The organism is Rheinheimera sp. KL1 (genome assembly GCF_001275035.1).
GTDB lineage: Bacteria > Pseudomonadota > Gammaproteobacteria > Enterobacterales > Alteromonadaceae > Pararheinheimera > Pararheinheimera tangshanensis.
In genome coordinates this window covers 60,851-87,131 of sequence record NZ_LAMX01000027.1, presented here as the reverse complement: position 1 = coordinate 87,131, position 26,281 = coordinate 60,851, and the positions used below count along the sequence as shown (strand labels likewise).

21 protein-coding genes are annotated in these 26,281 nt (G+C 48.1%); 10 read left to right on the top strand and 11 right to left on the bottom strand.

Annotated elements, in window-relative coordinates:
* Positions 1–43: 43 nt before the first annotated feature.
* The 7 genes from WH43_RS16225 to WH43_RS16200 all read right to left on the bottom strand — a co-directional run bounded on the left by WH43_RS16225 (position 44) and on the right by WH43_RS16200 (position 9,181).
* Positions 44–1,948, bottom strand: coding sequence for a PD40 domain-containing protein (locus WH43_RS16225; protein ID WP_053425635.1), 1,905 nt, complete (start codon positions 1,946–1,948; stop codon positions 44–46).
* Between the two features lie 8 nt (positions 1,949–1,956).
* Positions 1,957–2,196 (bottom strand): winged helix-turn-helix domain-containing protein, encoded by a 240-nt coding sequence (locus WH43_RS16220; RefSeq protein WP_053425634.1) that lies wholly within the window; start codon positions 2,194–2,196, stop codon positions 1,957–1,959.
* A gap of 17 nt (positions 2,197–2,213) precedes the next feature.
* Entirely contained in the window at positions 2,214–4,475 is a 2,262-nt protein-coding gene (gene mrcB, locus WH43_RS16215) for a penicillin-binding protein 1B (protein ID WP_053425633.1), read from the bottom strand.
* The gene (gene hrpB / locus WH43_RS16210; protein WP_286049863.1) at positions 4,472–6,931 is read right to left on the bottom strand and encodes an ATP-dependent helicase HrpB; all 2,460 of its coding nucleotides are present in this window, start codon (positions 6,929–6,931) and stop codon (positions 4,472–4,474) included. Before hrpB ends, mrcB begins: the two co-directional genes overlap by 4 nt.
* 96 nt (positions 6,932–7,027) lie before the next feature.
* On the bottom strand, positions 7,028–8,107 hold the full coding sequence (gene pepB / locus WH43_RS16205) for an aminopeptidase PepB (RefSeq protein ID WP_286049862.1): 1,080 nt from the start codon (positions 8,105–8,107) through the stop codon (positions 7,028–7,030).
* Positions 8,059–8,316 carry a hypothetical protein gene (locus tag WH43_RS20865; protein WP_286049860.1) on the bottom strand — a complete coding sequence of 86 codons (258 nt, stop codon included), beginning with the start codon at positions 8,314–8,316 and terminating at the stop codon, positions 8,059–8,061. Before WH43_RS20865 ends, pepB begins: the two co-directional genes overlap by 49 nt.
* A gap of 55 nt (positions 8,317–8,371) precedes the next feature.
* Positions 8,372–9,181, bottom strand: a complete 810-nt coding sequence (locus WH43_RS16200; protein ID WP_053425632.1) for a sulfite exporter TauE/SafE family protein — start codon at positions 9,179–9,181, stop codon at positions 8,372–8,374.
* Positions 9,182–9,482: 301 nt separating this feature from the next.
* Here WH43_RS16200 and dksA point away from each other — a divergent pair, with 301 nt between their 5' ends.
* The 9 genes from dksA (at position 9,483) to WH43_RS20850 (ending at position 23,489) form a co-directional block, all read left to right on the top strand.
* The gene (gene dksA / locus WH43_RS16195) at positions 9,483–9,932 is read left to right on the top strand and encodes an RNA polymerase-binding protein DksA (RefSeq protein ID WP_046518342.1); all 450 of its coding nucleotides are present in this window, start codon (positions 9,483–9,485) and stop codon (positions 9,930–9,932) included.
* Positions 9,932–10,828 carry a tRNA glutamyl-Q(34) synthetase GluQRS gene (gene gluQRS, locus WH43_RS16190; RefSeq protein WP_053425631.1) on the top strand — a complete coding sequence of 299 codons (897 nt, stop codon included), beginning with the start codon at positions 9,932–9,934 and terminating at the stop codon, positions 10,826–10,828. Before dksA ends, gluQRS begins: the two co-directional genes overlap by 1 nt.
* Positions 10,829–10,904: 76 nt before the next feature.
* Positions 10,905–12,347 carry a polynucleotide adenylyltransferase PcnB gene (gene pcnB, locus WH43_RS16185; protein ID WP_053425630.1) on the top strand — a complete coding sequence of 481 codons (1,443 nt, stop codon included), beginning with the start codon at positions 10,905–10,907 and terminating at the stop codon, positions 12,345–12,347.
* Positions 12,340–12,825: a 2-amino-4-hydroxy-6-hydroxymethyldihydropteridine diphosphokinase gene (gene folK, locus WH43_RS16180; protein ID WP_053425629.1), complete on the top strand. Its 486-nt coding sequence runs from the start codon at positions 12,340–12,342 to the stop codon at positions 12,823–12,825. Before pcnB ends, folK begins: the two co-directional genes overlap by 8 nt.
* Before the next feature lie 206 nt (positions 12,826–13,031).
* A complete protein-coding gene (gene panB / locus WH43_RS16175) occupies positions 13,032–13,823 on the top strand; it encodes a 3-methyl-2-oxobutanoate hydroxymethyltransferase (RefSeq protein ID WP_053425628.1) in 792 nt (263 codons plus the stop codon).
* A gap of 12 nt (positions 13,824–13,835) precedes the next feature.
* Positions 13,836–14,678, top strand: coding sequence for a pantoate--beta-alanine ligase (gene panC / locus WH43_RS16170; protein ID WP_053425627.1), 843 nt, complete (start codon positions 13,836–13,838; stop codon positions 14,676–14,678).
* A 120-nt stretch (positions 14,679–14,798) separates the two neighbouring features.
* A complete protein-coding gene (locus tag WH43_RS20860) occupies positions 14,799–18,182 on the top strand; it encodes a hypothetical protein (protein ID WP_286049859.1) in 3,384 nt (1,127 codons plus the stop codon).
* Complete coding sequence (locus tag WH43_RS20855) at positions 18,136–19,347, top strand: glucoamylase family protein (protein ID WP_286049858.1); 1,212 nt, start codon at positions 18,136–18,138, stop codon at positions 19,345–19,347. The genes WH43_RS20860 and WH43_RS20855 overlap by 47 nt, the downstream gene beginning before the upstream one ends.
* Positions 19,344–23,489, top strand: coding sequence for a GH36-type glycosyl hydrolase domain-containing protein (locus WH43_RS20850; protein WP_286049857.1), 4,146 nt, complete (start codon positions 19,344–19,346; stop codon positions 23,487–23,489). The genes WH43_RS20855 and WH43_RS20850 overlap by 4 nt, the downstream gene beginning before the upstream one ends.
* 1 nt (position 23,490) lies before the next feature.
* Here WH43_RS20850 and WH43_RS16160 read toward each other — a convergent pair whose 3' ends face one another.
* Both WH43_RS16160 and WH43_RS16155 read right to left on the bottom strand, forming a co-directional pair.
* Entirely contained in the window at positions 23,491–23,898 is a 408-nt protein-coding gene (locus WH43_RS16160) for a GFA family protein (protein ID WP_053425626.1), read from the bottom strand.
* 29 nt (positions 23,899–23,927) lie between these two features.
* On the bottom strand, positions 23,928–24,125 hold the full coding sequence (locus WH43_RS16155; RefSeq protein ID WP_053425625.1) for a PspC domain-containing protein: 198 nt from the start codon (positions 24,123–24,125) through the stop codon (positions 23,928–23,930).
* 121 nt (positions 24,126–24,246) lie between these two features.
* Here WH43_RS16155 and WH43_RS16150 point away from each other — a divergent pair, with 121 nt between their 5' ends.
* A complete protein-coding gene (locus WH43_RS16150) occupies positions 24,247–24,963 on the top strand; it encodes a sulfite exporter TauE/SafE family protein (protein WP_053425624.1) in 717 nt (238 codons plus the stop codon).
* Between the two features lie 3 nt (positions 24,964–24,966).
* Here the strand turns inward: WH43_RS16150 and WH43_RS20845 are convergent, their stop codons facing one another.
* Together WH43_RS20845 and WH43_RS20840 are read right to left on the bottom strand one after the other, a co-directional pair.
* Positions 24,967–25,452, bottom strand: coding sequence for a pyridoxal-dependent decarboxylase (locus WH43_RS20845; protein WP_286049856.1), 486 nt, complete (start codon positions 25,450–25,452; stop codon positions 24,967–24,969).
* Complete coding sequence (locus WH43_RS20840) at positions 25,419–26,267, bottom strand: aminotransferase class V-fold PLP-dependent enzyme (RefSeq protein ID WP_286049855.1); 849 nt, start codon at positions 26,265–26,267, stop codon at positions 25,419–25,421. Before WH43_RS20840 ends, WH43_RS20845 begins: the two co-directional genes overlap by 34 nt.
* Positions 26,268–26,281: the final 14 nt, after the last annotated feature.

The window sequence follows — 26,281 nt, the reverse complement described above, 5'->3', positions numbered from 1 at the left end:
ATCGATAAATACATAAACTGATGAAATCATTATAAATTAATGATTAATTTATGGTTTTTAGCTCTAATTTAGCTATATCTAAATCCTGAGTCTCTCCTATCACCATATAAATATATTGACCATCATGACTTAAAGAAAAACGGGATGAATACAAATCAGATACCAAAGCGAGGGGGGTCAGAGCTTTATCTTTGTAAGAATAAAAATATAACTGGCTTTGCTGCTGATCATTAATCGCAGAAAAATACAGGCCGTTTTCCTGTAGCAAAAACGTAGAAGACTCAGCAAAGACCAACCTCTGAACTTCATCACTTAATAACTCTTCTCCCTGCTCTGTCAAAATACTGTATTTACCCGTTAATGTACTGCGTTTTAACTGATGGTTACTGCCTTTGCTTTGGACAAATAAATCAACGCCATCCAGATAAGCTACAGGTGGGTTTTCCGAATCTAACTGGTAAGACATCACCTGCCAATTACCTTTGTTGTTAATCGTATAAAATACAGTATTAGTTTGCTGACCCCAGCTTAGGTTTTTTACCACATCCCCTTTTGTACTGATTCGTTTGGCCTGACCTGTTAAATCAAATAACCAGACTTCCTGGTCAATCAACACCAGCAACTGCTTGCCATCACCCGAAAACTCCATATCCGAAATCACCACAGGACTTTCAAACTGGCTAATCATCTGTTGTTTACCATCCGGGTAAAATAACCAAACCTGGGGCAAGCCGGTACGCATAGATACGGCAGCAGTAGGTCCATCTAAAGTAGGGTTAGCTTCGACCAAACGCTCACTGCGGTTGGATTTAAAAACAATTTCTTCGGTTGGAAGTGGGTTCATTACAGGATTGTTAAATTTCTTAATATAATAATTACCATATCGACCAACAGTTCCATATAGCTCACCTGGAGCCCCTAAAAGAATCTCTGAGGCTTGATTATTAGTTAACGCGACCGTCCGTTGTTCAGTAGTTTTGACATTCACACTTTCAATATTCCACTTACGGGCAGGATAATAAATCTGTTCATCGTTATGACTCCAGGCAATATCGCCCGGATAACTATGTTTAATATGCAGCAAGAGCGATGTTTCTCTACTGTATAAATCTAACAACCAAATCTGCACAGAGTTTCCAGCCACATCACGTAAAAAGGCGACTTTATCGCCATTGTGAGAATAGCGTGCAACAAAATCGCCCATACCGGAGTTACTGGGAAGCGCTAATTGTGTTTTACTGAGTGATGCAATATCCAATGAAAAGATTGCCATTCGCTGCGCATTATTTTCGTCACTACTAAAAAGTATCGATTTGCCATCAGGAGCCCAGGATAATCTCGAAGAAGCGCTGTTTTTTCCACAAGTAGCTAGTAGCTCATCTTTAGTCGCAGACTGCCCTGGCTCTCCAGTAAAGGTTAATAAACGAATTTCACACAACTCTCTATATTTCAATTGCTGATAAGCAATAGCCTTACCATCTGGTCGCCAGCTCGCTCCAAAATCATCAAATTCATCCTGTGTTAGCTGCCGCACCTGATGATTTTTAAGGTTCTGTAACATCAAAACATTTGGATAGCCTTTGCTTTTTTTATAGCTATAAACCATAAAGTTCTTATCTGGCGATATAGCCGGATAATACTCAAAACCATCTAACGAAGACACCGGACTCCAGTTCACAAAAGGCGCTTGTTTTTCAATGTCAGGGTCGCCAGGCCAAAAGAGCCAACTGGCTAACACAGCGAGTAATACAGTGGCGGCAGTCAGGCTCGACCACCAGATACGGTTTATTTTCCGCTCCGCCGCACTGGCAGGCTCTTCCTGACCGTCAGAAGCCGGGGTTATCAGTTGTTCCTGCTCTATCACTTTGGCAATAAAACGATAACCACGCTTTGGAATAGTTTCGATATAACGAGGTGATTTAACATCATCCCCTAACACATCACGCAAAATACTGATTACCCGGCAACACGACCATCAGTGACTGAGGTCATTTGCCAGACTTCTTTTAACAGTTCTTCTTTGCTGATCAGGCGACCTGGGTTCATCAGGAAAAAATTGAGTACGCTTTGACACAGGTGATCGAGATCAGCTAACTCACTGACCTCCATCCTGTTGTTGAGTTTTGCCAGCTTATCCAGCTGCGGCAAATACCACCACTCTTCAACTTTTAACTGTTTCTCTGGCCTGAACGACATAAGTCAATAATTCCCGTTTATTCGCACTCTGTAATGAGTGTCGCACTGACAACTTTAGGTAACAACATGGTTCCGTCACAATCATCTGCCACGGGCCTGCCCGTTGTTACTGAAAAACGTCCTAAGGTAACATCAGGTGGTATAGCTCTGAACAAAGAGTTCGGTGGTACAGTTCTGAAATACTGACTGAACAAAGTTAAAGCACCTGATCCCCCGGTTAAACCTATAGATTTATTGTCATCCCGGCCTAACCAGACCGTGACGGACGATTCATGCTCAAAACCGGTAAACCAGCTGTCTTTGTGATCGCTGGAGGTTCCGGTTTTTCCGGCAAAACGGATACCAGCAAACTGATTCGCTAGTATTTTTGATGTGCCACTGCGTGTGCTTTGTTGCATCGCATATTGCAACAGATAATCAGCTTCTTCTGTAACTCTTTGTTGCACAATGTTTCTGCGCTGATACAGCATAGTTCCATCTGTTTTAGTTATAGACTCTATGCTCGCCAATTTTATATAACGGCCTTTATTGGCAATCACCTGATAAAGCTGAGCAACTTCAGCAGGAGTCAGTTCTACAGCCCCCAAAAATGCCGAAGGCTGCATTTTTAGTTCACGTTCAAGCCCTAGTTTGCTGAAACCATCCCGCAAAGCAGGTAAACCCAGTTTTAGACCTAAACGCACTGTTGGCACATTGAGTGATTCGGATAAGGCCTGGATTAAAGTGACCTGACCACGGAATTTTTTATCAAAGTTCTGTGGACTCCAGCCGCCCTGGCTGCCCTTCAGATGAATAGGGCTGTCATCGAGCATAGTCGCCAGACTAAATTGCTCCGGCCTGCTCAGAGCCTGCAGATACAACACAGGTTTTACTATACTGCCAATCTGACGACGGGCATCTAAGGCTCTGTTATATCCGGCAAAATGCACGGCCTTGCCTCCTACTATAGCTTTGTACGACCCCGCCTGATAATCCGTCACCACCATAGCAGCTTCCAGTTGGCTATCTAATTCTGAAAGACGTTGTTTCACAACCTGCTCGGCCGCCAATTGAGCCTGTGGATCCATGTAGGTAAATATCTTCATCCCTTCTTCAATCACTGCTGGATCTGTGACTAAATTTTTCAGCTCACGTTTAACAGCGTCCAAATAAGAAGGTGAACGGCCTTTCAAATGATGCCCCAAAGGGATCACAGCAAGCGGTTTGCTAACAGCGCGCTGATAATCAGCATCAGATAACAACTCTTCAGCGTGAAGCATTTTCAGCACCAGGTCACGGCGATCTTTAGCTCGTGCGCCAAAACGCCGTGGGTCGTAATAAGAAGGACCTTTGACTATCGCCACCAGCAACGCATATTCTTCAGGCAACAACTCATCCAGAGGTTTACCGAAATAGAACTTACTACCGAGCGCAAAACCGTGAACAGCATTGCTGTGGAACTGGCCGATAAAAATTTCGTTCAAATAAGCTTCAAGGATCTGATCCTTGCTGTAACGATAATCCAGAATTAACGCGATCAGTGCTTCGTTCACCTTGCGGATCATGGTTTTATCCGCCGTTAGATACATGTTTTTTGCTAACTGCTGGGTTAAGGTTGAGCCGCCCTGTACTGTACGTCCAGCCATTAAATTGGCCCAAAATGCACGAACAACAGACCAGACAGAAACACCGTGATGCTGATAGAAATCCCGATCTTCAATGGTCAGCAAAGCCTGTTTAATATGCTCCGGCATATCTGCCAGAGTCACCATTTCCCTGTCTTCCTGTTCTGAAGAGACTAAATGTTGCACCAGCTGAGGTTCAATCCGGGATTTTTGTACCGACTTTTTCAGCTGATGATCATAAATATTGTGCACCCTTTGACCGGCAAAGGACACAGTAAAGACTTCTTCCTGATCATAACCATCGGCAAACTGAAAGGCGCGGCGAAACACAGTCACTTTAGTCCCACTCTGACTGTATTGACCAGGACCATTAATTTTATCCACAGCTCTGTATTGCAGCAGTTCCAGCTCGCTGATCAGTTGTTTTTGCGTCAGACTTTTACCTGGTATTAATTCCAGACTGCGGGCATAAACCTGAGCCGGAAATTGCCATTTATGACTGGAGAACAAGGTGGTAATTTTACTATCCAGATAAATCAGATAAATAAATAAGGTCAGCAGCAATACCAGGCCAATTTTCAGCGCCAGCCACAACATTTGTCTGGCAAATTGCGGGCGTTTGGCATTTTTGGCTGATGGTTTTTTTCTTGATGTACGGCTTTGTTTTTGTGTCATTTTTGCATAGCTTTTTTAGTTTTATTGGTCGGCATAGCCTGTGCTGGGTTGTCGGGCCAATAATGTTTTGGGTAACGGCCCTTCATTTCCTTTTTCACTTCAGCATAACTAGTGGCCCAGAAACTGGCCAAATCCTGAGTTACCTGTAAAGGGCGACGCGCTGGCGACAATAAATGAATTTTCATGGCTAAACGCCCGTTTGCCACAGCAGGAGTCTCAAGCTGACCAAACATTTCCTGAATTCGAACAGACAAAATAGCTTCTCCCTCATCGCTGTAGTGAACAGGGATCATAGATCCTACAGCTGAACGCCAACTGTCTGGCATACAGCTGGTAAGCAGTTGCTGCTCTTTGTAACTAAGACGTTGCCACAATAAAGTGTAAAGGTCTAACTTATTCAAATCATTCAGTTTTGTAAACCTGCCTAAGGCCGGAGCTAACCAGACCTCTGCATCTGCCCACAAGGCTTCGTCATCGACTTTGGCTAACTGATGTTCCGGCATCAGTCGCTGCATCAATTGCAGCCTGTGCCTTAATTGCAATGCCTGTTCAGTCCATGGCAACGCCTGCAAGCCTTGCTGCTTTAACCAATCTAACCAGGCTTGCTGCTGCTCTGTCTCTGTCAGTTTTGTATTCAGCGGTTTACGTTCCAGCACACAACAGCCCAGCATTAAACGCTGCTCTGCAATAAAACGGCCTTGCTGCGCGTCAAAGCCTACATAGGACTGCTGCTGTAAATCAGCCCGCCACTCTTGCATCAGCTCCGCCATAGTCCAGCGAGCGGCCAGACTGACTTGTGTACTTTGACCAAAATACAAATCACAGATCACCAGCACTTCAGCTCCAACTAAGGGACTATTAGGAAATAATAATGCACCTGCGCTGTTGGTCAGCAGATAACCCTTGCCTCTTTGCAACGCAATACGGTCAGGAAAAGCACGGCTTAATAAAGCAGCCGTTAGATGCTGAGGTAAATAGTTGCTCACCTGGATCTGATTCTGTTGTGCCAGTTGTTTTGCCTGCAGCAAGAGAGCGCCATACAAAGGCTGCTGCAACACCTGGTCTATATCCTGTTCACGGCTGCGGTTTGGGTTTTCCAGCAGAGTGGCCAGCACCACTGCCAGCCAGGCAGCGCCTTGCTCACCTTGTTGCTCCAGCTCTTTGCCATGCAGCACTAAAGCGGCTAGTCGTGGCTCAGTACCTGTAGCTAACAGCTGTCGGCCAAATTCAGTGATCTGGCCTTTGTCATTGATGGCTTTAAGTTGCAACAACACCCAGGCGGCTGACTTTAGATTGGCTTGAGGCGGTTGATCCAGCCAGAATAATTGATCTGCTGAGCAGCCCCAGGCTGAAATGTCCAAAAGTAATGCGGTTAAATCGGATTGCAATACAGCCGCAGGGGTAAAAGCGGCACGGCGTTGCCACAGCTCAGCGCCGTCAAGCCGATAACAAATACCAGCAGATAAACGCCCTGCCCGACCTGCTCTTTGCACCGCTGCGGCCTGACTGATGGCTACAGTTTCAAGACGGGTTAAGCCATGTTTGGGGTGATACACCGCCTGACGACACAAACCTGAATCCACCACCACTTCAATACCTTCGATGGTCAAGCTGGTTTCAGCAATATTGGTGGTCAGTACCAGTTTGCGCCGCCCTTGTGGGCTCGGTGCTATAGCCTGTTGCTGCTCGGCCAAAGTTAAAGCACCAGATAATGCATAAATATCTAACCGACTGTCTTTGTTGTGTTCCAGCAACCAATCTCTGGCCTGATTAATCTCACGTTGGCCTGGTAAAAAAGTAAGGATACTACCCTGATGTTTAAGGCTGGCTTGCAGGCTTAATCTGGCACTTTGTAACCAGATTGGTTCGGCTGTAAGCGCTTGATAAAGAATCTCCACCGGATAACTTCGGCCTTCGCTGCTCAGCACAGGTGCGTCTAAGGCTAGTGCTAGTTTGTGCTGATCTAAAGTCGCCGACATGATCAGCAATTGCAAATCGCTATTCAGTTGCTGCACTTCCAGCGCCAACGCCAAAGCTAAATCGGCTTGTACGGAACGCTCATGAAATTCATCAAAGATAATCAGGTCTATGCCTGTAAGCTCAGGATCCTGCTGAATCTTTCGGATCAACACACCTTCTGTGACTATTAATAAGCGGGTATTTTTACTGTAACTTTTTTCATGGCGAATTTGATACCCAACCTGCTGCCCCACAGCTTCGTTTAACTGACTGGCCAGATAACTGGCAATGCTTTTAGCAGCAAGTCGCCTGGGTTCTAACAGCAGAATAGTTTTTCCAGCAAAATCGGCATGGTTCAGTAAAAACAGCGGCAGGTAGGTTGATTTACCTGCACCGGGCGGCGCAGATAAAATCACTTTGTTATGCTGTTTCAGACTCTGAACCAGCTGTGGGCAAATCTGTGCAACAGGTAACAAATCAAGTCTCGCTAAAAACAAAAAGCAGCCTTATCTTAGCTGCTTTTTCCATTGAACCGAAGTCAGAAACATCAATGTTTCTGCCAATTGCTGCCTTAAACAGCAATTAGCCAATAATTATTCCTGTGCCAGGGTTTGAGCCACTAAACGAATACCCATACCTGTTGCACCTGCGGCCCAAAAGCCATTGGCTGAATTATGAAAAGCAGCCGCTAAATCTAAATGCACCCAACCTTTGCCGTCGTTCGGCACAAAACGACTTAAAAAACCTGCCGCATTGCTGGCTCCACCGGCACCGCCACCTTTGACAGGACGGCTGTTGGCTGTATCGGCATAAGGGGAAGGACACTGACCCTGATGCCATTTTTCCAGCGGTAATTGCCAGGCAGCTTCCTGCACTTGTTCGGCATAACTTAACACCCGTTGTGCCAGGGCCTTATCCAAGGCAAAAACTGCATTGTATTCGGTGCCTAAGGCGTTCACCGCTGCACCTGTTAAAGTCGCAGCATCAATAATAAGTTCTGGCGTTGCTTCTGCGGCTTTTTGTAAACCATCCGCCAATACCAATCGGCCTTCAGCATCGGTATTGACGATTTCGACAGTGACGCCATTTTTATAGGTCAGGATATCGCCCAATTTAAAGGCGCCACCTGAGATCAGGTTTTCTGCACAGCATAAAATCAGCTGTACTCTTTTGTTTAAGCCCTGCAAAATCGCCAAAGCTAATGCAGCAGTAACAGTGGCTGCACCACCCATATCGCACTTCATGGTCACCATGCCTTCGCTGGCTTTAATCGAATAACCACCAGAATCAAAAGTAATGCCTTTACCCACTAAAGCGGCAAACACAGGCGCATCGGCTTTGCCTGTTGGGTTGTAATCCAGTACTAACATGGCCGGGGCGCGATCGCTGCCACGCCCTACCGCATGAATGCCTACCCAGCCCTGCTCCAATAACGCAGAACCGGCAATAATTTCAGTGGATACAGTACCTTCTGGCGCTACAGAACAAATAAAAGCAGCAGCCTGCTCCGCCAAGGTGACAGGGGATAAATCTTCTGGCGTCTGGTTGATAATGGCTTTAGCCCAACTGAAGGTTTGATGTAACTGCTGTAATTGCTGTTGTTCAGCGTCTGTGCCTGTCCAGCCTATAGCACCCAGTTTTTTGGCAGTACAAAAGCCTGATACAAGGCCCACTGGCTATCGACAGTCCAACCATCACCTGCCAGCTGGAATTGTTGAATACCTAAGGTATCGAGCTGACGGCCGGCTTTTTGCACTGCACGTAAATCAGCAGCTTTAACATGCAACTGATAGCCAGTAGCGTCTGGTGTCAGCGCTACATTTTTGCCCCATTTGGCATCCGCAGCAGCGCTGCTTAAACGAATTTGAATCAGGTCAGACATAGGTTTTATCTCTTATTACGTGGATAAAGTATAAGGCCGAGTGTATCACAGCCACTTAACTGCTTAAGACGCTGTGTAACATTTTCGCGCTTAATGCGATAAGCAATGCGGCAAACACTTTCTTTAAAGTAGCTACAGGCAAACGATGGGCCAGCGAGGCGCCAAGCGGTGCAGTAAAGTAACTGACAGAAGCGATAAGCAGCATAGCGGGTAAGTAGACATAACCCAGACTGTATTGTGGTAATACCGTGTCTGTGGAAGCCCCAGCCAGAAAATAGCCTAGCGTACCGCTGATGGCTATAGGTAAACCCACAGCAGCAGAAGTGGCTATGGCCTGTTGAATTTTGACATTACACCAGGTGAGAAAAGGCACAGTCAGCGACCCACCGCCTATAGCCACTAAGGCTGATACCGCTCCAATAACCAAACCGACGCCACTAAAACCTATAACCCCAGGCAATTGACGGCTAGCTTTAGGTTTTATATTCAACAGCATCTGTATTGCGACATAAGTCATAAAACAGCAGAAGAAGATAGCCAAAGCCAACGAAGATAAAGCAGCAGCCAGATAAGCAGCTGCTACAGTGCCTATGAGTATGGCTGGCGTTAATTTCCAGACCACAGGCCATAAAATAGCACCATGGCGCTGATGACTACGCATACTGGAAAAGGAAGTGACGATAATAGCGGCCATAGAGGTTGCTAATGCCATATGCACAGACAATTCAGCCGGAAATTGCTGTGCTAAAAATAAAGCAGTCAGCACAGGCACCATAATGCCGCCACCGCCAACTCCCAGTAATCCGGCAAAAAACCCCACAGCGCCGCCCAACAACAAATACGCAATAACCCATTCGATGGCCATACTCAGTGCCCGCCCCTAAGTAAAAGAGCATTACTTTAACAAACTAAAGCAATAAATATCTCCTGTTTTGAATAAGTTAACAGATGCAGTAAAGAACAATACTTCCCAAGCTGTGTTTTTGCAGTTTAGAGTGTGGTCTGATGAAATCAGCTAAATTTTTGACCTGTCGGAAAAAAGGTGACGCAGGCACTTCTGCTCTGTATACTTCCGCGGCTTTTTTAATAGTGATTGCAGCTGTCATATTTTTCTGCTATCACTAGCCGCCAACTTTTTGCTTGGCACTGTTTTACAGGAGATGATCATGCCAGAAGGCAAAACCGTAAAAACTTTGGGACTGTTAGCCCTTGCTGGCGTAGAGCCTTATCAGGCCGCGCAGGGCGAAGAGTACATGAACCCAAAACAGCTGGACCATTTCCGCCGCATTCTGGACGCATGGCGTCAACAGTTACGTGAAGAAGTGGATCGCACCAAAAACCATATGGCCGATGAAGCTGCAAACTTCCCGGATCCAGTGGATCGTGCTGCTCAGGAAGAAGAGTTCAGTCTGGAATTACGTGCTCGTGATCGCGAACGTAAATTACTGAAAAAGATTGAAAAAACTCTGCAGAAAATCGAAGACGAAGACTTTGGTTACTGCGATACCTGTGGTATCGAAATTGGTATCAAACGTTTAGAAGCCCGTCCTACGGCCGATCTGTGTATCGACTGCAAAACACTGGCTGAAATCAAGGAAAAACAACTGGGCGGTTAATGATGCCTGTTGTCCCTCCTGCCTACAGGGGCCGGTTTGCGCCATCGCCATCCGGCCCTTTGCATTTTGGATCCCTCATCGCTGCTGTGGGCAGCTATCTGCAAGCCAAATCCCAACAAGGCCAATGGCTGGTTCGGATAGAAGATATTGATACCCCGCGGATGCAAACCGGTGCTGCTGATGCTATTTTGCGCACCTTAGAACGTTATCAACTGTTCTGGGATGGCGATGTCTGGGTACAAAGTCAGAGACTAGAACGCTACCAACAGGTGTTGGATCTGTTAAAACAACAGCAACTTACCTATGCCTGCAACTGCAGCCGTGCCCGTATTCAAAGCTTGCCTCAGGGGTATGATGGGTTTTGCCGGGATCAACACCTGACCGGAGACTCGCTGGCATGGCGCCTAAAAGCACCGGCCACGGCCACAAGTTTTACCGATCTGCTGGCAGGCGAAGTGCAGGTCCCCGCAGCATTAGCCGCTGAAGATTATATTTTAAAGCGCCGTGATGGCTTATTTGCTTACCAGCTCGTGGTGGTCGTGGACGATTTGGATCAGGGCATTACCGAAGTAGTGCGCGGTGCAGACTTAATCGAACTGACCACCCGACAACAGGCACTGTTTCAACTACTTGGCAAAGTTGCACCCGCCTACTTGCATTTGCCTTTGGCGGTAGCCGAGCCCGGTTTTAAACTGAGTAAACAAAACCATGCTCCGGCGGTAGATCATTGGCCTGTCAGCGAGACTCTAACTGCTGTTTTACGTTTTTTAGGTCATCCTCCGCCAACTGAGCTGACAGGAGCTTGTGCCAGTGAATTATTAAACTGGGCCAGTACACACTGGCAAATCAGACAAATCCCCAGTCAAAACGAACAAAAAGCTACAGATTTTTTATAAAGCACAAGGCCGAACATTCTATTTTTATGGCTGCTGCGGTATCATTAGCCGCTTTTTTCATCGAGTTCATTTTTAGATGCTCACAAGGAGTACTGCCATTATTTCGCGAGTCCTGGATTTTTGCCGCCGAACCCTTGGCAGCAAAAGCGTTGAGAGCGTAGCTCAACCCAAAAAAAGCCGTCAATCCATTCTGCCTGAGCTGAAAAAAATCTCCCGTGACGCCCATTCTGTGTCGCGTAAAGACATCAGCCCTAACGCACTTAAAGTGTTATACCGCCTAAAAGATGCGGGTTACGAGGCCTATCTGGTCGGTGGTTGTATCCGCGATATTTTGCTGGGTTTAAAGCCGAAAGATTTTGATGTAGTGACCAATGCGCATCCTGAACAAGTACGTCAGGTATTTAAAAACTGCCGTCTGATCGGCCGCCGTTTCCGCTTGGCTCATGTGGTGTTTGGCCGTGAAGTGATTGAAGTGGCAACCTTCCGTGGTCATCACACAGGTGACGATGAAACCAGCCCTAAAGCCAGCCAAAGTGATGCCGGCCAGATTTTACGTGACAACGTCTACGGCACTATTGAAGAAGACGCTGAGCGTCGGGACTTTAGTATCAATGCCCTTTACTACTCAGTGGCTGACTTTGCCATTTACGACTTTGCCAACGGCATTGAAGCCATAGCACAACGCAAAATTGAACTGATTGGCGACCCTGAAACCCGTTATCGTGAAGATCCGGTGCGGATGCTGCGCGCCGTGCGTTTTGCCACCAAGCTGAATATGGAGATAGCTCCAGCGTCACTAGAGCCGATTAAGGAGCTGGCGGTACTTTTAAAAAATATTCCGGCAGCCCGTTTGTTTGAAGAATTCCTTAAGCTATTTATGGCAGGTAAGGCTTTTGATAACTTTGTGATGCTAAATGACTTAGGCATTCTCAAACAGCTGTTGCCGCAATTGGCTAAAGTGTTGAAGCAGGATAGTAGCGGCAAAGTGTTTACGATGATCACTAAAGCCATGCAAGACACCGATCAGCGTGTTGCCGTGGATAAGCCTGTCACTCCGGCTTTTACCTTTGCAGCTTTGCTCTGGTACCCGGTCGAACAACGTGCACAGAAACTGTTGGTAGAAAGTGGTTTAAACGAAGTGGATGCACTGAATATCGCCATGATGGAAATACTGGATGAAGTGCAGCGTTCTATCGCTATTCCAAAACGTTTTAGCCTGACCATTAAAGACATTTGGTTCCTGCAAGGCCGGTTAAGTAAGCGTGCGGGCCGCCGGGCTTTTAAATTGCTGGAGCAAACCAAATTCCGTGGTGCTTACGACTTCTTGCAACTGCGGGCCCAGGCCGAAGGTGGCGAATTATTGGAACTGGCCAACTGGTGGCAACGTTTCCAGGCCGATGACGAAGCTGGCCGTGAAATTTTAGTGCAAAACCTCGGTAAAGAAGGTATTGAACGTCGGCCACGCCGCCGTCGCCCACCCACCAAACGTCGCCCTCCGGGTTCAACCACCAATGGCTGATACGCTGGTTTACGTCGGGCTGGGCGCTAATTTAGCCCAGCCTCTGCAGCAGTTAGAACAAGCAGTTGCAGCCTTACAGAACATCAAAGATACAACGTTTGTAAAGGTGTCTGCTTTCTATGGCTCCAAACCTATGGGGCCGCAGGATCAGCCAGACTATGTCAACGCTGTAGCAGCACTTCATACCCGCTTAGCGGCAGAAAATTTGCTGACAGAATTACAAAAGATAGAACTGGAACAAGGCCGACAGCGTAAAGACGAACGTTGGGGCCCTCGAACTCTGGATTTAGATATTCTGTTGTTTGGTCATGAAACCATTCAGACCGAACGTTTAACAGTGCCACATTACGGCATGAAGCAACGTGAGTTTGTGCTTTACCCTTTGGCAGAACTAAACTCAGACTTGGTATTACCTGATGGTACCAGACTGACCGAGTTACTGACGACTGTGCCTTTAAACGGCCTAACTCGTCTATAACCGTCGTACTTGAAGCTGTAGCTTTGTTGACTGCGCCATCTCGCCCCAGTGACATAGCTTAACTATGCTCCTGGGGTCTTACTGGATTGTCGCCTCCCTGCAACTCCTGGTTGCTTGGTTATATAGAAGATGGATAACTTGCCGTTGGCGTTTTTTTATGCCAAGGTGCGCCCCGAATTATTCCCTTGTGGTCGGATGAGAGAAAAATGGCAAAAATTACCACCGCTCAATTGCTGAAGATGAAACAAAAAGGCGAAAAAATTACCGCCTTAACGGCTTATGACGCCAGTTTCGCTAAATTGTTTGCCGATGCCGGTGTTGAGGTTATTTTAATTGGTGATTCGCTGGGCATGGTATTACAAGGCCACAGTGACACATTACCCGTGACAACAGCTGAAATCGCCTACCACACCCGCTGCGTCCGCGCTGGCGCACCGCTGGCTTTTGTCATCGCCGATATGCCTTTTATGAGTTACGCCACAGTAGAACAGGCGATGCAAAACGCTACTCCGCTGATGCAAGCTGGCGCCAATATGGTCAAGCTTGAGGGTGGCGATTTCTTATTACCGACCATCAAAGCTTTGACTGAACGGGGTATTCCGGTCTGTGGCCATTTAGGCTTAACTCCTCAGTCTGTGCATGTGTTTGGTGGCTTTAAAGTGCAAGGTCGCGATGAACAGGCCGCAGAGGCTATGGTGCAACAGGCTATAGCTTTACAGGACGCTGGTGCTCAACTTTTAGTAGTTGAATGTATTCCGTCTACGTTGGCTGAGCGTATCTCCAAAGCACTGGTGATCCCGGTGATTGGCATAGGTGCAGGCAAAGATACTGATGGTCAGATTTTAGTGATGCACGACTTGTTAGGCATCAGCTCGGGTTATATTCCAAAATTCTCGAAAAACTTCCTGCAGGAAACCGGTGAGATTAAACAAGCCATCGGCAAATACATCCAGGATGTTAAACAAGGCCAGTTCCCTGGCCCTGAACATAGCTTTTAAGGTCGGCTTTTTATGTTAATGATTCAGGATATAGTTCAACTACGAGCGTTAATCCGGCAATGGCGCAATGCTGGTGAACGGATTGCATTTGTGCCAACCATGGGTAATCTGCATCAGGGCCATTTGCAGTTAGTCGATACCGCTAAACAAAGAGCCGACAGAGTCATTGTCAGTATTTTTGTCAATCCGATGCAGTTTGGTGCCAATGAAGATTTAGATAAATACCCCCGCACTCTGGAGCAGGACTGTAAAGGCTTGACCGAACACGGCGCTGATGCGGTATTTACCCCTACACCTGCCATTATTTATCCCAGGGGCCTGGATGTGCAGACTTATGTCGAGGTGCCTTTACTGGGTGATCACCACTGCGGCGCTAGCCGCGCTGGTCATTTCCGTGGGGTGTCGACCATAGTGACCAAGCTGTTTAATCTGGTCCAGCCTGACATTGCCTGTTTTGGCCAGAAAGACTATCAGCAACTGGCTATTATCCGCCAGATGGTGGCCGATTTATCTATGCCGATTGAAATCATAGGTGTCCCCACTATCCGTGCTGAGGATGGCTTAGCCTTAAGTTCACGCAATGGGTATTTGACTGCAGAACAACGCGCCATAGCGCCTGATTTGTACAGCGTTTTACAGTGGATGAAACAACTGTTACATCAAGGCTTCTCTGACTTCAGGGCTTTAGAGCAACAAGCGAAAGACAAGCTCAATGCTGCAGGTTTCAAAGCGGATTACATGAATATATCTAATCGTCAGACGCTAGTACCTGCCACAGACAGCTCACAGCCTTTAGTGATACTGGCTGCAGCTTATCTGGGCACTACCCGCCTGATTGATAATATCGAAGTTTAAGCTCCATAAGGCGGAGCTTCACTCCGCCTTTCCGATCCGCAAGTCTGTACGACACCGAACTGAGAAAAACCAACTGATCTTCTAGCCTGTTAGCCTTCTCCTCAAGCAGGCTTTCGCTTTATGAATTCATTTCTGCACACAGCCTCAGGTTACGCCCAACTTTTTTGGCCAGCCAAAAATGCGCTGGTCTGGCAGGACAAAAACCCGGTTCGCGCTGAGCTTTTTAGTGTTGAACGCCTGGAACAACATGCACTCAGCTTGGCCACAGAGCAGAAAATTCCGGGAAAAACACAAAATTCGTCCGGCTGGCGTGACTGGCAAAGCCCGCTGCATACCAGGCTCGACAGCAATGCCACAGTACTGCTTGCAGCCTACAGAGCCAGTGCAGCAGAACTTACCGCTGGCCATAGCATAGTACCTGCTGCCGAGTGGTTACTGGACAACTACCATCTGGTTGATCAACAAATTCGTGAAATTTATGACGATCTGCCTTTAGGTTTTTATCGCCAATTGCCCAAGTTACAGCAAGGTCCTTTTGTCGGTTATCCCAGAGTCTTTGCCATAGCCTGGGCTTTTATCGCCCATACCGATAGTCATTTTGATCCCGTTATACTGCAGCGGTTTTTAAATGCCTACCAGCAAGTGGATGTACTGACCATTGGTGAGTTATGGGCTGTCGCCATTACCTTACGCATAGTATTGATTGAAAACTTACGCCGCTTAACCGACCAAATCAGCCTGGGACTCACCGACAGGGCTGCAGCAGATAAGTTGGCTGATCAGTTGCTGCAACCAGGCGCCAGCCAGCAGGCGCTGCAGACCTATACCAACCATCTGGCAGATAACCCTCTAAGCCATACTTTTGCAGCCCAACTGGCCAAACGTTTACGTGGGCAAGACCCTAATACCACTCCTGCGCTGCAATGGCTGGAACAACGTCTGCTACAACAACACAGCAGTATTGAGCTGGTGGTGCTGTATGCGCAGCAGCGGCTGGGCGCGTCCAATGTCAGCGTGCGTAATGTCATGACCAGTATGAGACGTATCTCGGCCATAGACTGGACTGAATTATTCGAGCAAATAAGCCCGGTTGATAAACTCTTATGTAAGCACAGTGCTTTTGCCACTATGGATTTTTCCAGCAGAAATATGTATCGCAGTGCGATAGAACAATTAGCACGGGGCGCTGAATTACCGGAATGTGATATAGCCCGCGCTGCTACAGAAACTGCATTAAAAGCGGACCATAGCTTATCCAGATCACTACAAACATCAGCAGAAGCCGATACAGGTTTTTACCTGATTGGTGAGGGTCGATTGGCATTTGAGCAGCACATTGGCTTTATTCCGGGTTGGCGCTTAAGGCTACACAGAACACTGGCAAGAACTGGGCTAGCTGGTTATTTGTCAGCACTGGCTATGCTTACTCTGGCTTTTACAGGGATAGCTGCTGTTTTGCTACCACAACAACCCAGTTATGCCATGGGTCTGATGTTATTACTATTGGCAGTATTGCCAGCCAGTGAGCTCGCCAGCGCTTTACTGCAGTGTTTTATCACCCGATCTCAGGGCGCCTCCTTGTTGCCTGCGCTGGATTTAACAGCAGGGGTTCCGGCTGAATTTCGCACGCTGGTTGTTGTGCCTTGTATGCTAAGCCATGAAGCTGAAGTCGAGGAATTAGTGTCACGGCTGGAGGTGCATTACCTCTGTTGTGGCAGTGGCGATTTAACCTTTGCGCTGTTAACTGACGGCGTGGATGCAACAGAACAGGAACTGTCAACGGATCAGCCTTTATTGTTGCTGGCAAGCACCCTGATCAGCCAGCTCAACCAACGCTATCCGCAAGGCCCTGCAGGTGCCCCCTTTTTACTCCTGCATCGCCGCCGTTTATGGAATGACAAAGAACAATTATGGATGGGCTGGGAGCGTAAAAGAGGCAAACTGGTTGAGCTGAATCAATTGCTGCGTGGCTGCAAGGACACCAGTTTTATCCATGCATCTGCAGAGCTGCCGCTACTGTCAAGCCAGGTTCCAGCCAATGTTCGTTACGTGATTACGCTGGATGCAGACACTCAGTTACCCAGAGATGCAGCGATAAGGCTGATAGGTAAACTAGCACATCCGCTGAATCGAGCGCAGTTTTGTCAGACAGAGCAACGGGTGACCCGTGGTTATGGCATCTTACAACCTCGTGTCACTCCGGCTCTGGCCTGTGGCCAACAAGGTTCAGCCTACCAGCAACTGTATTCAGGTCCGGCTGGTCTAGACCCTTACGCTGCTGCTGTATCGGATTTGTATCAGGACTTATTTGCTGAAGGCTCATTTACCGGCAAAGGCATTTATGATGTCGATGCCTTTAGCGCAGCTATGGCTGGTCGGATCGCCGACAACAGTATGCTTAGCCACGATTTATTTGAAGGCATAGTGGCCCGCGCTGCGTTAGTCTCAGATGTTGAAGTGGTCGAAGACTTCCCCGCCCGTTACGATGTGGCCGTCAAACGGCAACATCGTTGGACCCGCGGCGACTGGCAGCTCTTGCCCTGGTTATTTACCCGCATCAAAACAACGCCAGACTCGTTACAAGCACCGCAAAAACTACCTCTGCTTGGGCGCTGGAAAATGATCGATAATTTACGCAGATCCCTAGTACAGCCCGCCTGCTTTGCCTTACTACTGCTATCCGTTTTGCTGCCCTTCCCTGTCGCCATTGGTATTTTTATATTGATTGGCAGCAGCCTGATGTTGCCCGCTTTATTGCCTTGTAGCCTGAATCTGTTGCCGCACCGTAAAGGTATACAATGGCATACCCATCTGAATAACCTGCTGGCAGATTTCAAGCTGGCTCTGAGCACAGGTGCGCTGCAGCTGGTTTTTCTGGCAGACCATAGCTGGCGTATGCTGCATGCTATTGGCCTGACCTTGTATCGTCTGCTGCTGAGTAAAACCCATCTGCTGCAATGGACTACTGCAGCACAAAATCAGCGGGATTCAAGCTTAACTTTGTACCGTTATTACAGTCTGATGAGCCCGGCTTTACTGCTGGCATCTACTGTCTTTGGTGTCGCCTTATGGTTTAACCCAGGCAACTGGCCCTTAGTGTTACCTTTATTACTACTCTGGTACGCAGCTCCTGCTATGGCTTTGGCATTAAGTAAGCCTTTTCGCATACAACCTGAGTTGCAGTTGTCTGAGCTGCAGGCGACTGAGCTGAGGCTAATAGCCAGACGCACCTGGCGCTACTTCGAACGTTTTGTCACAGCTGAAGATCATATGCTGCCACCGGACAATTTCCAGCAACAACCTCAGCCTGCGATAGCGCACCGGACCTCACCGACTAATATTGGTATGTATTTATTGTCGGTCGCTGTAGCCCGCGATTTTGGCTGGTTATCGACAAACGCAGCCATACAAAGACTGCATGCTACTTTTGCAACCTTGCGGCAACTACGCACCTGCCATGGCCATTTTTTACTGGTACGATACCCGCGATTTACGCCCGCTTGAACCTGTTTATGTCTCATCCGTCGACAGTGGAAATCTGGCGGGTCATTTAATTGCACTGGCCAATACCTGTGATGAATGGCAAAACCAGCTCTATAGCCCTCAGGCTCAGCAAGGTTTATGCGATAACCTGGCTTTGGCCCAACTGAGTCTGCAGCAAGCCCCTACTCTGTTGCTACAAAGCCAAAGTGGTTTGCAACTACAGGCTATTCTGAGCCAGTTGGATCAGTTACTCCAACAAAACCAAGGCCTGCAGCACCAGCACAGTCAACTGACAGAGCTTTGCGAGCAAGGTGTGCAGATTGCCAGTGCACGCCAAAATACAACCTTTACACGCCACACAGAGCAGCAGCTGTCCGCACAACAAAGCCTGCTGTTTTATCTACAGGCATTACAGACCACTCTGGCAGAGCAGTATCTGCAGCTGAATTCAGGCGCCGCCGAACAACAGCATCAACACTTACAATTACAGCTATTGGCAACCCAATGCCGCCAGTTTGCCATGGCGATGAATTTTGCCTTTTTTATCGACCCTGAACGCAATTTATTGTCCATTGGTTATGCGGTAGAGGAAAATCGTTTAGATACCAGTTGCTACGATCTGTTAGCCTCTGAAGCCAGGCTCGCCAGTTTGTTTGCTATAGCCAAAGGCGACGCCGACAGTAAACACTGGTTTCGTTTAGGCCGCAGCGCCACCCCTTTAGGTTATGGTTCGGCTTTATTGTCCTGGTCAGGTTCAATGTTTGAGTACCTGATGCCCTCTTTAGTCATGAGAGCAGCAGCGGGCAGTTTACTGGAGCAAAGCAACAGGCTGATTGTTGAGCGGCAAATTGGCTACGGCCGTCAACTTGGGATCCCATGGGGCATTTCTGAATCCGCGTACAATGCCAGAGATCTGGAGTTTACCTATCAGTATTCTAACTTCGGTGTGCCGGGGCTGGGCTTAAAACGTGGTTTAGCAGAAAACAAAGTCATAGCACCTTACGCGACAGCACTGGCCACTATGGTCAATCCGGTAGCGGCCTGTGCCAACTTTGAACGCTTAAAGGCCTGCGGTGCTTTAGCCGACTACGGCTTTTTTGAAGCCATTGATTATACCCGAACCCGCTTACCGGATGACACCAGTCTGGCACTGGTGCAAAGTTTTATGGCACACCATCAGGCATGACCATAGTCGCCATCGCCAATACCCTGCAACAAGGCGTGATGCGCAACCGCTTTCACCACGAGCCTATGATCCAGGCCTGTGAGTTGTTGCTTCAGGAACGACTGCCCCGTTATGTCGCTATAGCACATCCGAAAGCAGAAGAAGTCAGTATTGCCGCCAACTCTGGTGCTGCACAAACACTGACAGAACGCAGGCTGGATGCCGCAGCCTCAGGCCCACCATGCAGCCATCTGCTGTCCAATAGTGGTTATGCAGTGATGCTCACAGCAGCAGGAGCTGGATACAGTCGATGGGGCACTATTGCTATTACCCGCTGGCGCGAAGACAGCAGCAAAGATCCCTGGGGTGCTTTCGTATTGCTGCGGGATAAACAAAGTGATCAGATCTGGTCAAGCACCCTGACGCCTGAACTGCCAGAACGCTCAGCAACCACCCGAACTGATAAATTAACCTTTAGTAAAAATACCGCACCAGTGGCTATATTCAGCGAAGATCATGCCGAATTCAGCCGCCAGCATAATGATTTAACCTGCACTGTCGAAGTGGTGGTATCCACCGAGCATCAGGGGGAGGTCAGACGAGTTTCGCTGATTAATCACAGTAGCTTAAGTCGCGAAATCGAACTTACTTCTTATGCTGAGTTGGTGTTAGCTCAGGTCAGTACAGACAATGCTCACCCTGCTTTTGCCAAATTATTTGTTCAGACCGAATTTGTTGCAGAGTATGGCGCTTTGTTTGCCACCCGTCGTTTGCGATCAGCCACTGAGGTACCTGTATTTGTCGCCCATTTTACTGTAGTGGAAGGTGAAATTTATGCCCCCTTACAGTACGAAACCAACAGGGCTTTATTTTTTGGTCAGGGCCATCGGTTGAGTAACTCAGCTGCTATGCAAAACAAAATGCTGACCAACAGCAGTGGTACTGTACTGGATGCGATATTTTCTTTACGTCAGTCAGTACGTATTGCACCAGGTCAGGTGTGCCGTGTCGCATTCTGGACTTTGGTGGCCTCATCACGGCAAGAACTGCTGGACCTGGTTGATCAGCATAATGAACGCAGTGCCTATGACAGAGCCTGCACTTTGGCCTGGACTCAGGCCCAGGTGCAATTGCGTCATCTGGCTATTAGTGTGGCTGAAGCCACTGATTTTCAGCGTCTGACTGGTCCGCTTCTATACAACGACCTGCGTTTCAGAGCGACAGCAGCAGCCATCAGCCGTGGAGCTGCCGCTCAATCCGGCTTATGGCAACATGCCATTTCCGGTGATGCGCCTATAGTCCTGCTGCATATTGACGATATAGAAGACCTGTCCGTCGTCCAGCAACTGCTGCGAGCTCACGAATACTGGCGTATGAAACAGCTGACCGTCGATTTAGTGATTATCAATGAGAGAGCAGCTTCTTATGTGCAGGATTTACAGTCTGCTATTGAAGTACAGGTTCGCAGCAGTCAAAGCAAACCCAACCTTGGCTTACGCTTAGCAGGGGGCGGCGTGTTTTGTCTGAGGGCTGATTTAATGTCGGTTGAATCCCGTGCTTTATTAGCCGCAGTAGCTCGCGTCGTGCTTTATGCCAACCGCGGCAGTCTGGCCACTCAGTTAAGCCGGATGCCTGTCCCTATGGCAGAGCCTTTGAAATCCAACCTGGCTAAAGCAGTCAGACTGCCTGAACTGGACCAGACGGCAGAAGCTGACCTGCAATTTTTTAATGGTTTAGGTGGTTTTAGTGCAGATGGTCGTGAATACCATACCTATATGCAACAGCATCAGCGCCCTCCAATGCCGTGGATCAATGTCATCGCCAATCCAAACTTTGGCTTTCAGGTGTCGACCTTAGGCAGTGGTTTTAGCTGGGCAGAAAATAGCAGAGAAAATCAATTAACTCCCTGGTCAAACGATCCTGTAACCGACCCTTCTGCTGAAGTCTTTTATGTACAGGAGCAAGGTAGCTCAGAGTTATTCAGCCCTACAGCACAACCCATTAATGATGGCGGCCATTACAAAGCCTGCCATGGTTTTGGTTATAGCCGTTTTGATCATCAGGCAGCTGATCTTGGCATGCAGTTGCTACAGTATGTGCCTGTGACCGATCCAGTGAAAATATCACGTCTGACCCTGACCAATCATTCGGCTACAACAAGGCACTTCACAGTCACAGCTTATGCTGAATGGGTGCTGGGGCGGGATCGCAGTGCCAGCAGCGCTTTTTTACAAACCAGACTGGATCAGGATAGTCAGGCCATGTTGGTGTCTAATCCATGGAATACAGCTTTTGCCGGTCGTATCGCTTTTGCAGCCCTAAGCCACAACCACATAGAACAAAACTCTGTTTGCGCTTTAACGGGCTGGACTGCGGACCGTACCGGCTTTATTGGTCGAAATGGCAATCTGGCTTCTCCTTTGGCTTTAACAGTTACACAGCCTTTATCCAAACGCAGTGGCGCAGGTTTAGACCCTTGTAGTGCCATGCAGCTCAAACTGACTCTGGCTCCTGGCCTGAGCTGTGAGCTAGTGTTTTTACTGGGGCAAACTTCAGACAGCAGCAAAGCAACAGCTTTAGTACAACAGTATCAGCAAGCCGATTTAGATGAAGTATTGCAGCAGGTGAAAGATTTCTGGCAGCAAAAGCTGACCGCAGTACAGGTGCAAACGCCTGACGCGGCGATGAATATTATGCTGAACGGCTGGTTGTTGTACCAAACCATAGTGTGCCGGCTTTATGCCAGAGCCGCCTTTTATCAGGCCAGCGGCGCTTATGGTTTTCGTGATCAGTTACAAGACAGCATGGCGCTGAGTTTTGCTGATCCCTCTTTTGCCCGCCAGCATCTACTCAAAGCGGCAGCACGGCAGTTTATTGAAGGAGATGTGCAACATTGGTGGTTGCCGCATTCAGGCGCTGGTGTACGCAGCCGGATTTCGGACGATAAAGTCTGGTTAGTTTTTGCGTGCGCCAGCTATATACAAAGCTCTGGTGATTTGGCTGTACTGCAAGAGCAACTGCCGTTTCTGCAAGGCCCGGCTTTGACAGCCGATCAGCATGATGCTTTTTATCAACCTATGCCATCCGATCATAGCGCTTCGTTATTCGAGCATTGCGCCAGAGGATTGGATCTTTGTATTGCCCAAACAGGAGAACTGGGTTTGCCCCTGATGGGATCAGGCGATTGGAATGATGGTATGGACTTAGTCGGAGCACAAGGCAAAGGTCAAAGTGTCTGGTTAGGCTGGCTGGTACTTGCCAGTATTCAACTGTTTTTGCCTTTTGTACCCAAGGAAGAGCAGGACAGAGCCAGGTGCTGGCAGCAGTATGCCAAAAAATTAACGCAAGCATTGGAGCAGTATGCATGGGATGGGGCCTGGTATAAAAGAGCCACTTTTGACCAGGGCAGCTGGCTTGGCAGCAAGTTATCGCCCGAATGCAAAATTGATTCTATCGCCCAGTCCTGGGCTGTGCTCTCTGAAGCAGCGCGCCCAGACAGAGCCAAAGCAGCTATGGCGTCCGTCAGCCAGCATTTGATTAAACCAGAGCAAGGTTTAGCCTTGTTATTTAGCCCGCCTTTTGAACACATAGAACCAAATCCAGGTTATATCAAAGGGTACCCGGCAGGACTGCGTGAAAATGGCGGCCAATACAGCCACGCCGCTATGTGGGCTATTTTTGCTTTTGCAAAGCTTGATCAGGCAGAAAAAGCCACAGCGCTGTTTAGCATGCTCAACCCCATTCAGCATGCGCTGACCGCAGACGCTGTGGCCCGTTATCAAACTGAGCCTTACGTGGTGTCTGCTGATATTTATTCGGTAGCGCCGCATAACGGCCGCGGTGGCTGGAGTTGGTACACCGGGGCTGCGGCATGGATGTACCGCTCTGGTATTGAAGCTATTCTAGGGTTAAGCCGCAAAGGCCAATGGCTGCAGTTTGCACCTTGTATTCCAGCTGCATGGCCGGGATTTAGTATCAAGCTGTCTGTGGCTGGCACAGACTATCAACTGGAGCTATTGCAACATCAGCCTGCGGCTTCCGTCACTTTGGATGGTCAGGATATAGCTGCAGACCCAGCCTATTACAACGAGGGTATTTTGCAGCTGCCATTGGATGGCAAACCCCATCAATTGGTCTGGTGTTTAGCATCAGAGCCGCAGTGATTCAGCTTCGGCCAGGCTCGTGGCTATCATAACGGGGCAACTCTGCATCCAGATTGTCCCAGCTGGCTTTTGACGAGACAAAGTTATGGCTGGTGGGACGCTCTGTGATGTCTGAGTCCAGTATGCCCAAGCGAATGCGGATCCGAGTTGGATCTGCAGCGCTGGAGCTGTATACAGGACTGCCGCACTGAGAACAAAAATGCCTTACCCTGCCCTGTTTTAAAGAAAATGCGCTCAGCAATTCTTTGCCCAGCACCACACGAAACTCCGAACTCAATACAAAACCATTAGTGGCGTAAGCCGTACCACTGGATTTACGACACAAAGAACAATGGCAATGGATAATGTCAGTAATACCACCATGAATTTCTACTTTTACTTCACCACAAAGGCATTGGCCCGAATACATACGAAGTCCGTTCTTTTGAGTTCAAGAGTTTAAATAGTGTCTTTTTTTGGCATTAACAGCCACAACACAATATAGATCAACAAGCCAGGGAATGCAGCGGATAACACGGAGAGCAACACATATGCCAGACGCACACCACCACTGGACCAGCCAAAATAGTCAGCTATACCACCACAGACCCCTGCGATCATTTTATCATTTGATAAAGCTAAGGTTTTATCCGACATTCTGCGTTCCTCCTATGTCATGCCGTTCTTAAAGTAGCGATCTGTCACTACGGATGCAATGCCTCTGTTGTAAGAAACTATGTTCTGCCGCATGCTTAGGCAGATACACACTGAAAAGGCCATGACTTTGCTACTCCTGTTATTTATTCTCTCCTGCCTGACATCCTTATTGGCCGCTTTAATAGGTTTTGGCGGAGGTATGTTGTTGATAGCCATCCTGCCCTTGTTTCTGCCTGCCGCAGCCATAGTGCCTGTGCACGGTTTAACGCAATTAGCCAGTAATAGCTCCAGAGCCCTGTTCTCACTTCAAGATGTATTGTGGTCTTTGATTCCGGGCTTTTTAGCAGGCTCAGTGTTGGGTGTGGCTGCAGCTGGCTGGCTATGGACTCAGCTGCCTGTACAACTGCTCCCGTTGTTTATCGGGCTCTACATCTTACTGAGCTTGTGGCATACGGGATTCCAAAAACTGCTCAGCCGCTATGAAAACTTTATCTGGATTGGCTTTTTACAAAGTGGTTTAAGTTTATTTGTTGGTGCGACCGGGCCTCTTGCCACCAGCTTATTGCTGAAACAAAGCGCTGATCAAAACAAAGTGATAGTGACAGCGGCCTTGATGATGTCCATCAGCCATTTGCTCAAAGTACTTGTATTTGGCTGGATAGGTTTTGCCTATCTTGATTATCTGTGGCCTTTAGCGGCGCTGATAGTGGGTGCTGTAGCTGGCTCTTACCTGGGTGCTAAAATCAGGCCACCAGAACCGAAACCCCGCTATATCCACTGGATAAAACTAGGATTATCGGCACTGGCGCTGCAGATGATGATTGCAGCTGTTATCTGAAGATTAAGCTGTGCTATCTTTGGCCATTTGCAACAATCTTGGCAGAAACTCTTTATCCAAAGCAGCCACTTGCTGCTGCTCTTCCAATACATCCAATAAAATCTGATCTGTGGTCAGAGGGTTCGCCAGCACTACGCGAAAGACCACTGTGTCCTGGCGCTGATAGCGTTCCGGTTTAATCCTGGTACGGGAGACAAAAGAGCGGCCTTCTTCACGCTGGGTTTTCTGAATAAACTTCGTCAGGCCATTCAGCAGCTCATTAAACTTCTGCAGTTTTTCCGCTGAAGCAGTAGCCATGGCCTGTTGCACTTGAGCAGGCACAAAACGATATGTCAGTAAACAAAGCTCTGGCTCAGTGATAAGCTCAAATTGCGCGTGCTCTTTAATGAGCTGCGCAAAATAGCGGGCTTTATCTAAACTGCGATTAATCAGAATTTCATAACCCTGACGACCAATCACCTGCAAGCAAGCATGCACCAGCATTGCCATACCAGGCGAGAGCCTTCCAGCGTCTGGCTGCCTAAGTCTTTAGAGCCTTTCCGCAGAATATATTCCGCATGATGTTCTATGGCATGGGCCGAAGATGGATGTTTAAACACCACCATACCAGCCCCCATAGGCACATACATTTGCTTATGGGCGTCAATAGTGACTGAATCAGCTCTTTCTATACCCTTTAGCAGATGGCGGTATTTATCCGACAATAAAGTCGCCCCTCCCCAGGCCGCATCTACGTGGAAATGGCAGCCCAGTTCAGCGGCTAAATCCGCTAAATCATTCAGCGGGTCGACATTGCCTGTTTCAGTGGTGCCTGCAACACCTACTATAGCCATCACTTTGATATTTTTATCATTCAGTTCACGACTGATGCGACGCATTTCAGCGCTTTGAACTTTGTTGTTCGCATCAGTTTTCACAGGCACTAAGAACTCACGGCCAATACCTAAAATATCAGCGGCTTTGCCTAAAGAATAATGCCCACGCTCTGAGACTAAAATGGCTAACCCTTCATAGCCATAATACTTCATCGCACGGAACAGGCCTTCTTTGGCGACGCCTTTAAAGTCACCTTCGGCTTTTAGCAGACGGTTCCGGGCAATCCAAAGCGCAGTGATATTGGCAATAGTACCGCCAGAGCAAAAAGCACCTAAAGAATGGTTAGCACTGTGCATCCATTTTTTATAGAAGCTGTCGCCCTCGCCATACACCAGATGATGCATCATGCCGATGACCTGACGCTCTAGCGGAGTAAAAGCTTTAGAGGTTTCGATTTTTACCAGATTCTGGTTTAAACCCACCATCATTTTTGACAACGGCA

Excerpts from the sequence above, each read along its gene's own strand:
- WH43_RS16155 (WP_053425625.1), bottom strand. The coding sequence starts at position 24,125 with ATGTCGGATAAAACCTTAGCTTTATCAAATGATAAAATGATCGCAGGG.
- mrcB (WP_053425633.1), bottom strand. The coding sequence starts at position 4,475 with ATGACACAAAAACAAAGCCGTACATCAAGAAAAAAACCATCAGCCAAA.
- WH43_RS16200 (WP_053425632.1), bottom strand. The coding sequence starts at position 9,181 with ATGGCCATCGAATGGGTTATTGCGTATTTGTTGTTGGGCGGCGCTGTG.
- WH43_RS20865 (WP_286049860.1), bottom strand. The coding sequence starts at position 8,316 with ATGTCTGACCTGATTCAAATTCGTTTAAGCAGCGCTGCTGCGGATGCC.
- WH43_RS20845 (WP_286049856.1), bottom strand. The coding sequence starts at position 25,452 with ATGGCAATGCTGGTGCATGCTTGCTTGCAGGTGATTGGTCGTCAGGGT.
- WH43_RS20850 (WP_286049857.1), top strand. The coding sequence starts at position 19,344 with ATGACCATAGTCGCCATCGCCAATACCCTGCAACAAGGCGTGATGCGC.
- WH43_RS16160 (WP_053425626.1), bottom strand. The coding sequence starts at position 23,898 with ATGTATTCGGGCCAATGCCTTTGTGGTGAAGTAAAAGTAGAAATTCAT.
- WH43_RS16150 (WP_053425624.1), top strand. The coding sequence starts at position 24,247 with ATGACTTTGCTACTCCTGTTATTTATTCTCTCCTGCCTGACATCCTTA.
- dksA (WP_046518342.1), top strand. The coding sequence starts at position 9,483 with ATGCCAGAAGGCAAAACCGTAAAAACTTTGGGACTGTTAGCCCTTGCT.
- gluQRS (WP_053425631.1), top strand. The coding sequence starts at position 9,932 with ATGATGCCTGTTGTCCCTCCTGCCTACAGGGGCCGGTTTGCGCCATCG.
- WH43_RS16220 (WP_053425634.1), bottom strand. The coding sequence starts at position 2,196 with ATGTCGTTCAGGCCAGAGAAACAGTTAAAAGTTGAAGAGTGGTGGTAT.
- pcnB (WP_053425630.1), top strand. The coding sequence starts at position 10,905 with ATGCTCACAAGGAGTACTGCCATTATTTCGCGAGTCCTGGATTTTTGC.
- WH43_RS20840 (WP_286049855.1), bottom strand. The coding sequence starts at position 26,267 with ATGATGGTGGGTTTAAACCAGAATCTGGTAAAAATCGAAACCTCTAAA.
- folK (WP_053425629.1), top strand. The coding sequence starts at position 12,340 with ATGGCTGATACGCTGGTTTACGTCGGGCTGGGCGCTAATTTAGCCCAG.
- WH43_RS20860 (WP_286049859.1), top strand. The coding sequence starts at position 14,799 with ATGAATTCATTTCTGCACACAGCCTCAGGTTACGCCCAACTTTTTTGG.
- WH43_RS20855 (WP_286049858.1), top strand. The coding sequence starts at position 18,136 with ATGGCCATTTTTTACTGGTACGATACCCGCGATTTACGCCCGCTTGAA.
- panB (WP_053425628.1), top strand. The coding sequence starts at position 13,032 with ATGGCAAAAATTACCACCGCTCAATTGCTGAAGATGAAACAAAAAGGC.
- panC (WP_053425627.1), top strand. The coding sequence starts at position 13,836 with ATGTTAATGATTCAGGATATAGTTCAACTACGAGCGTTAATCCGGCAA.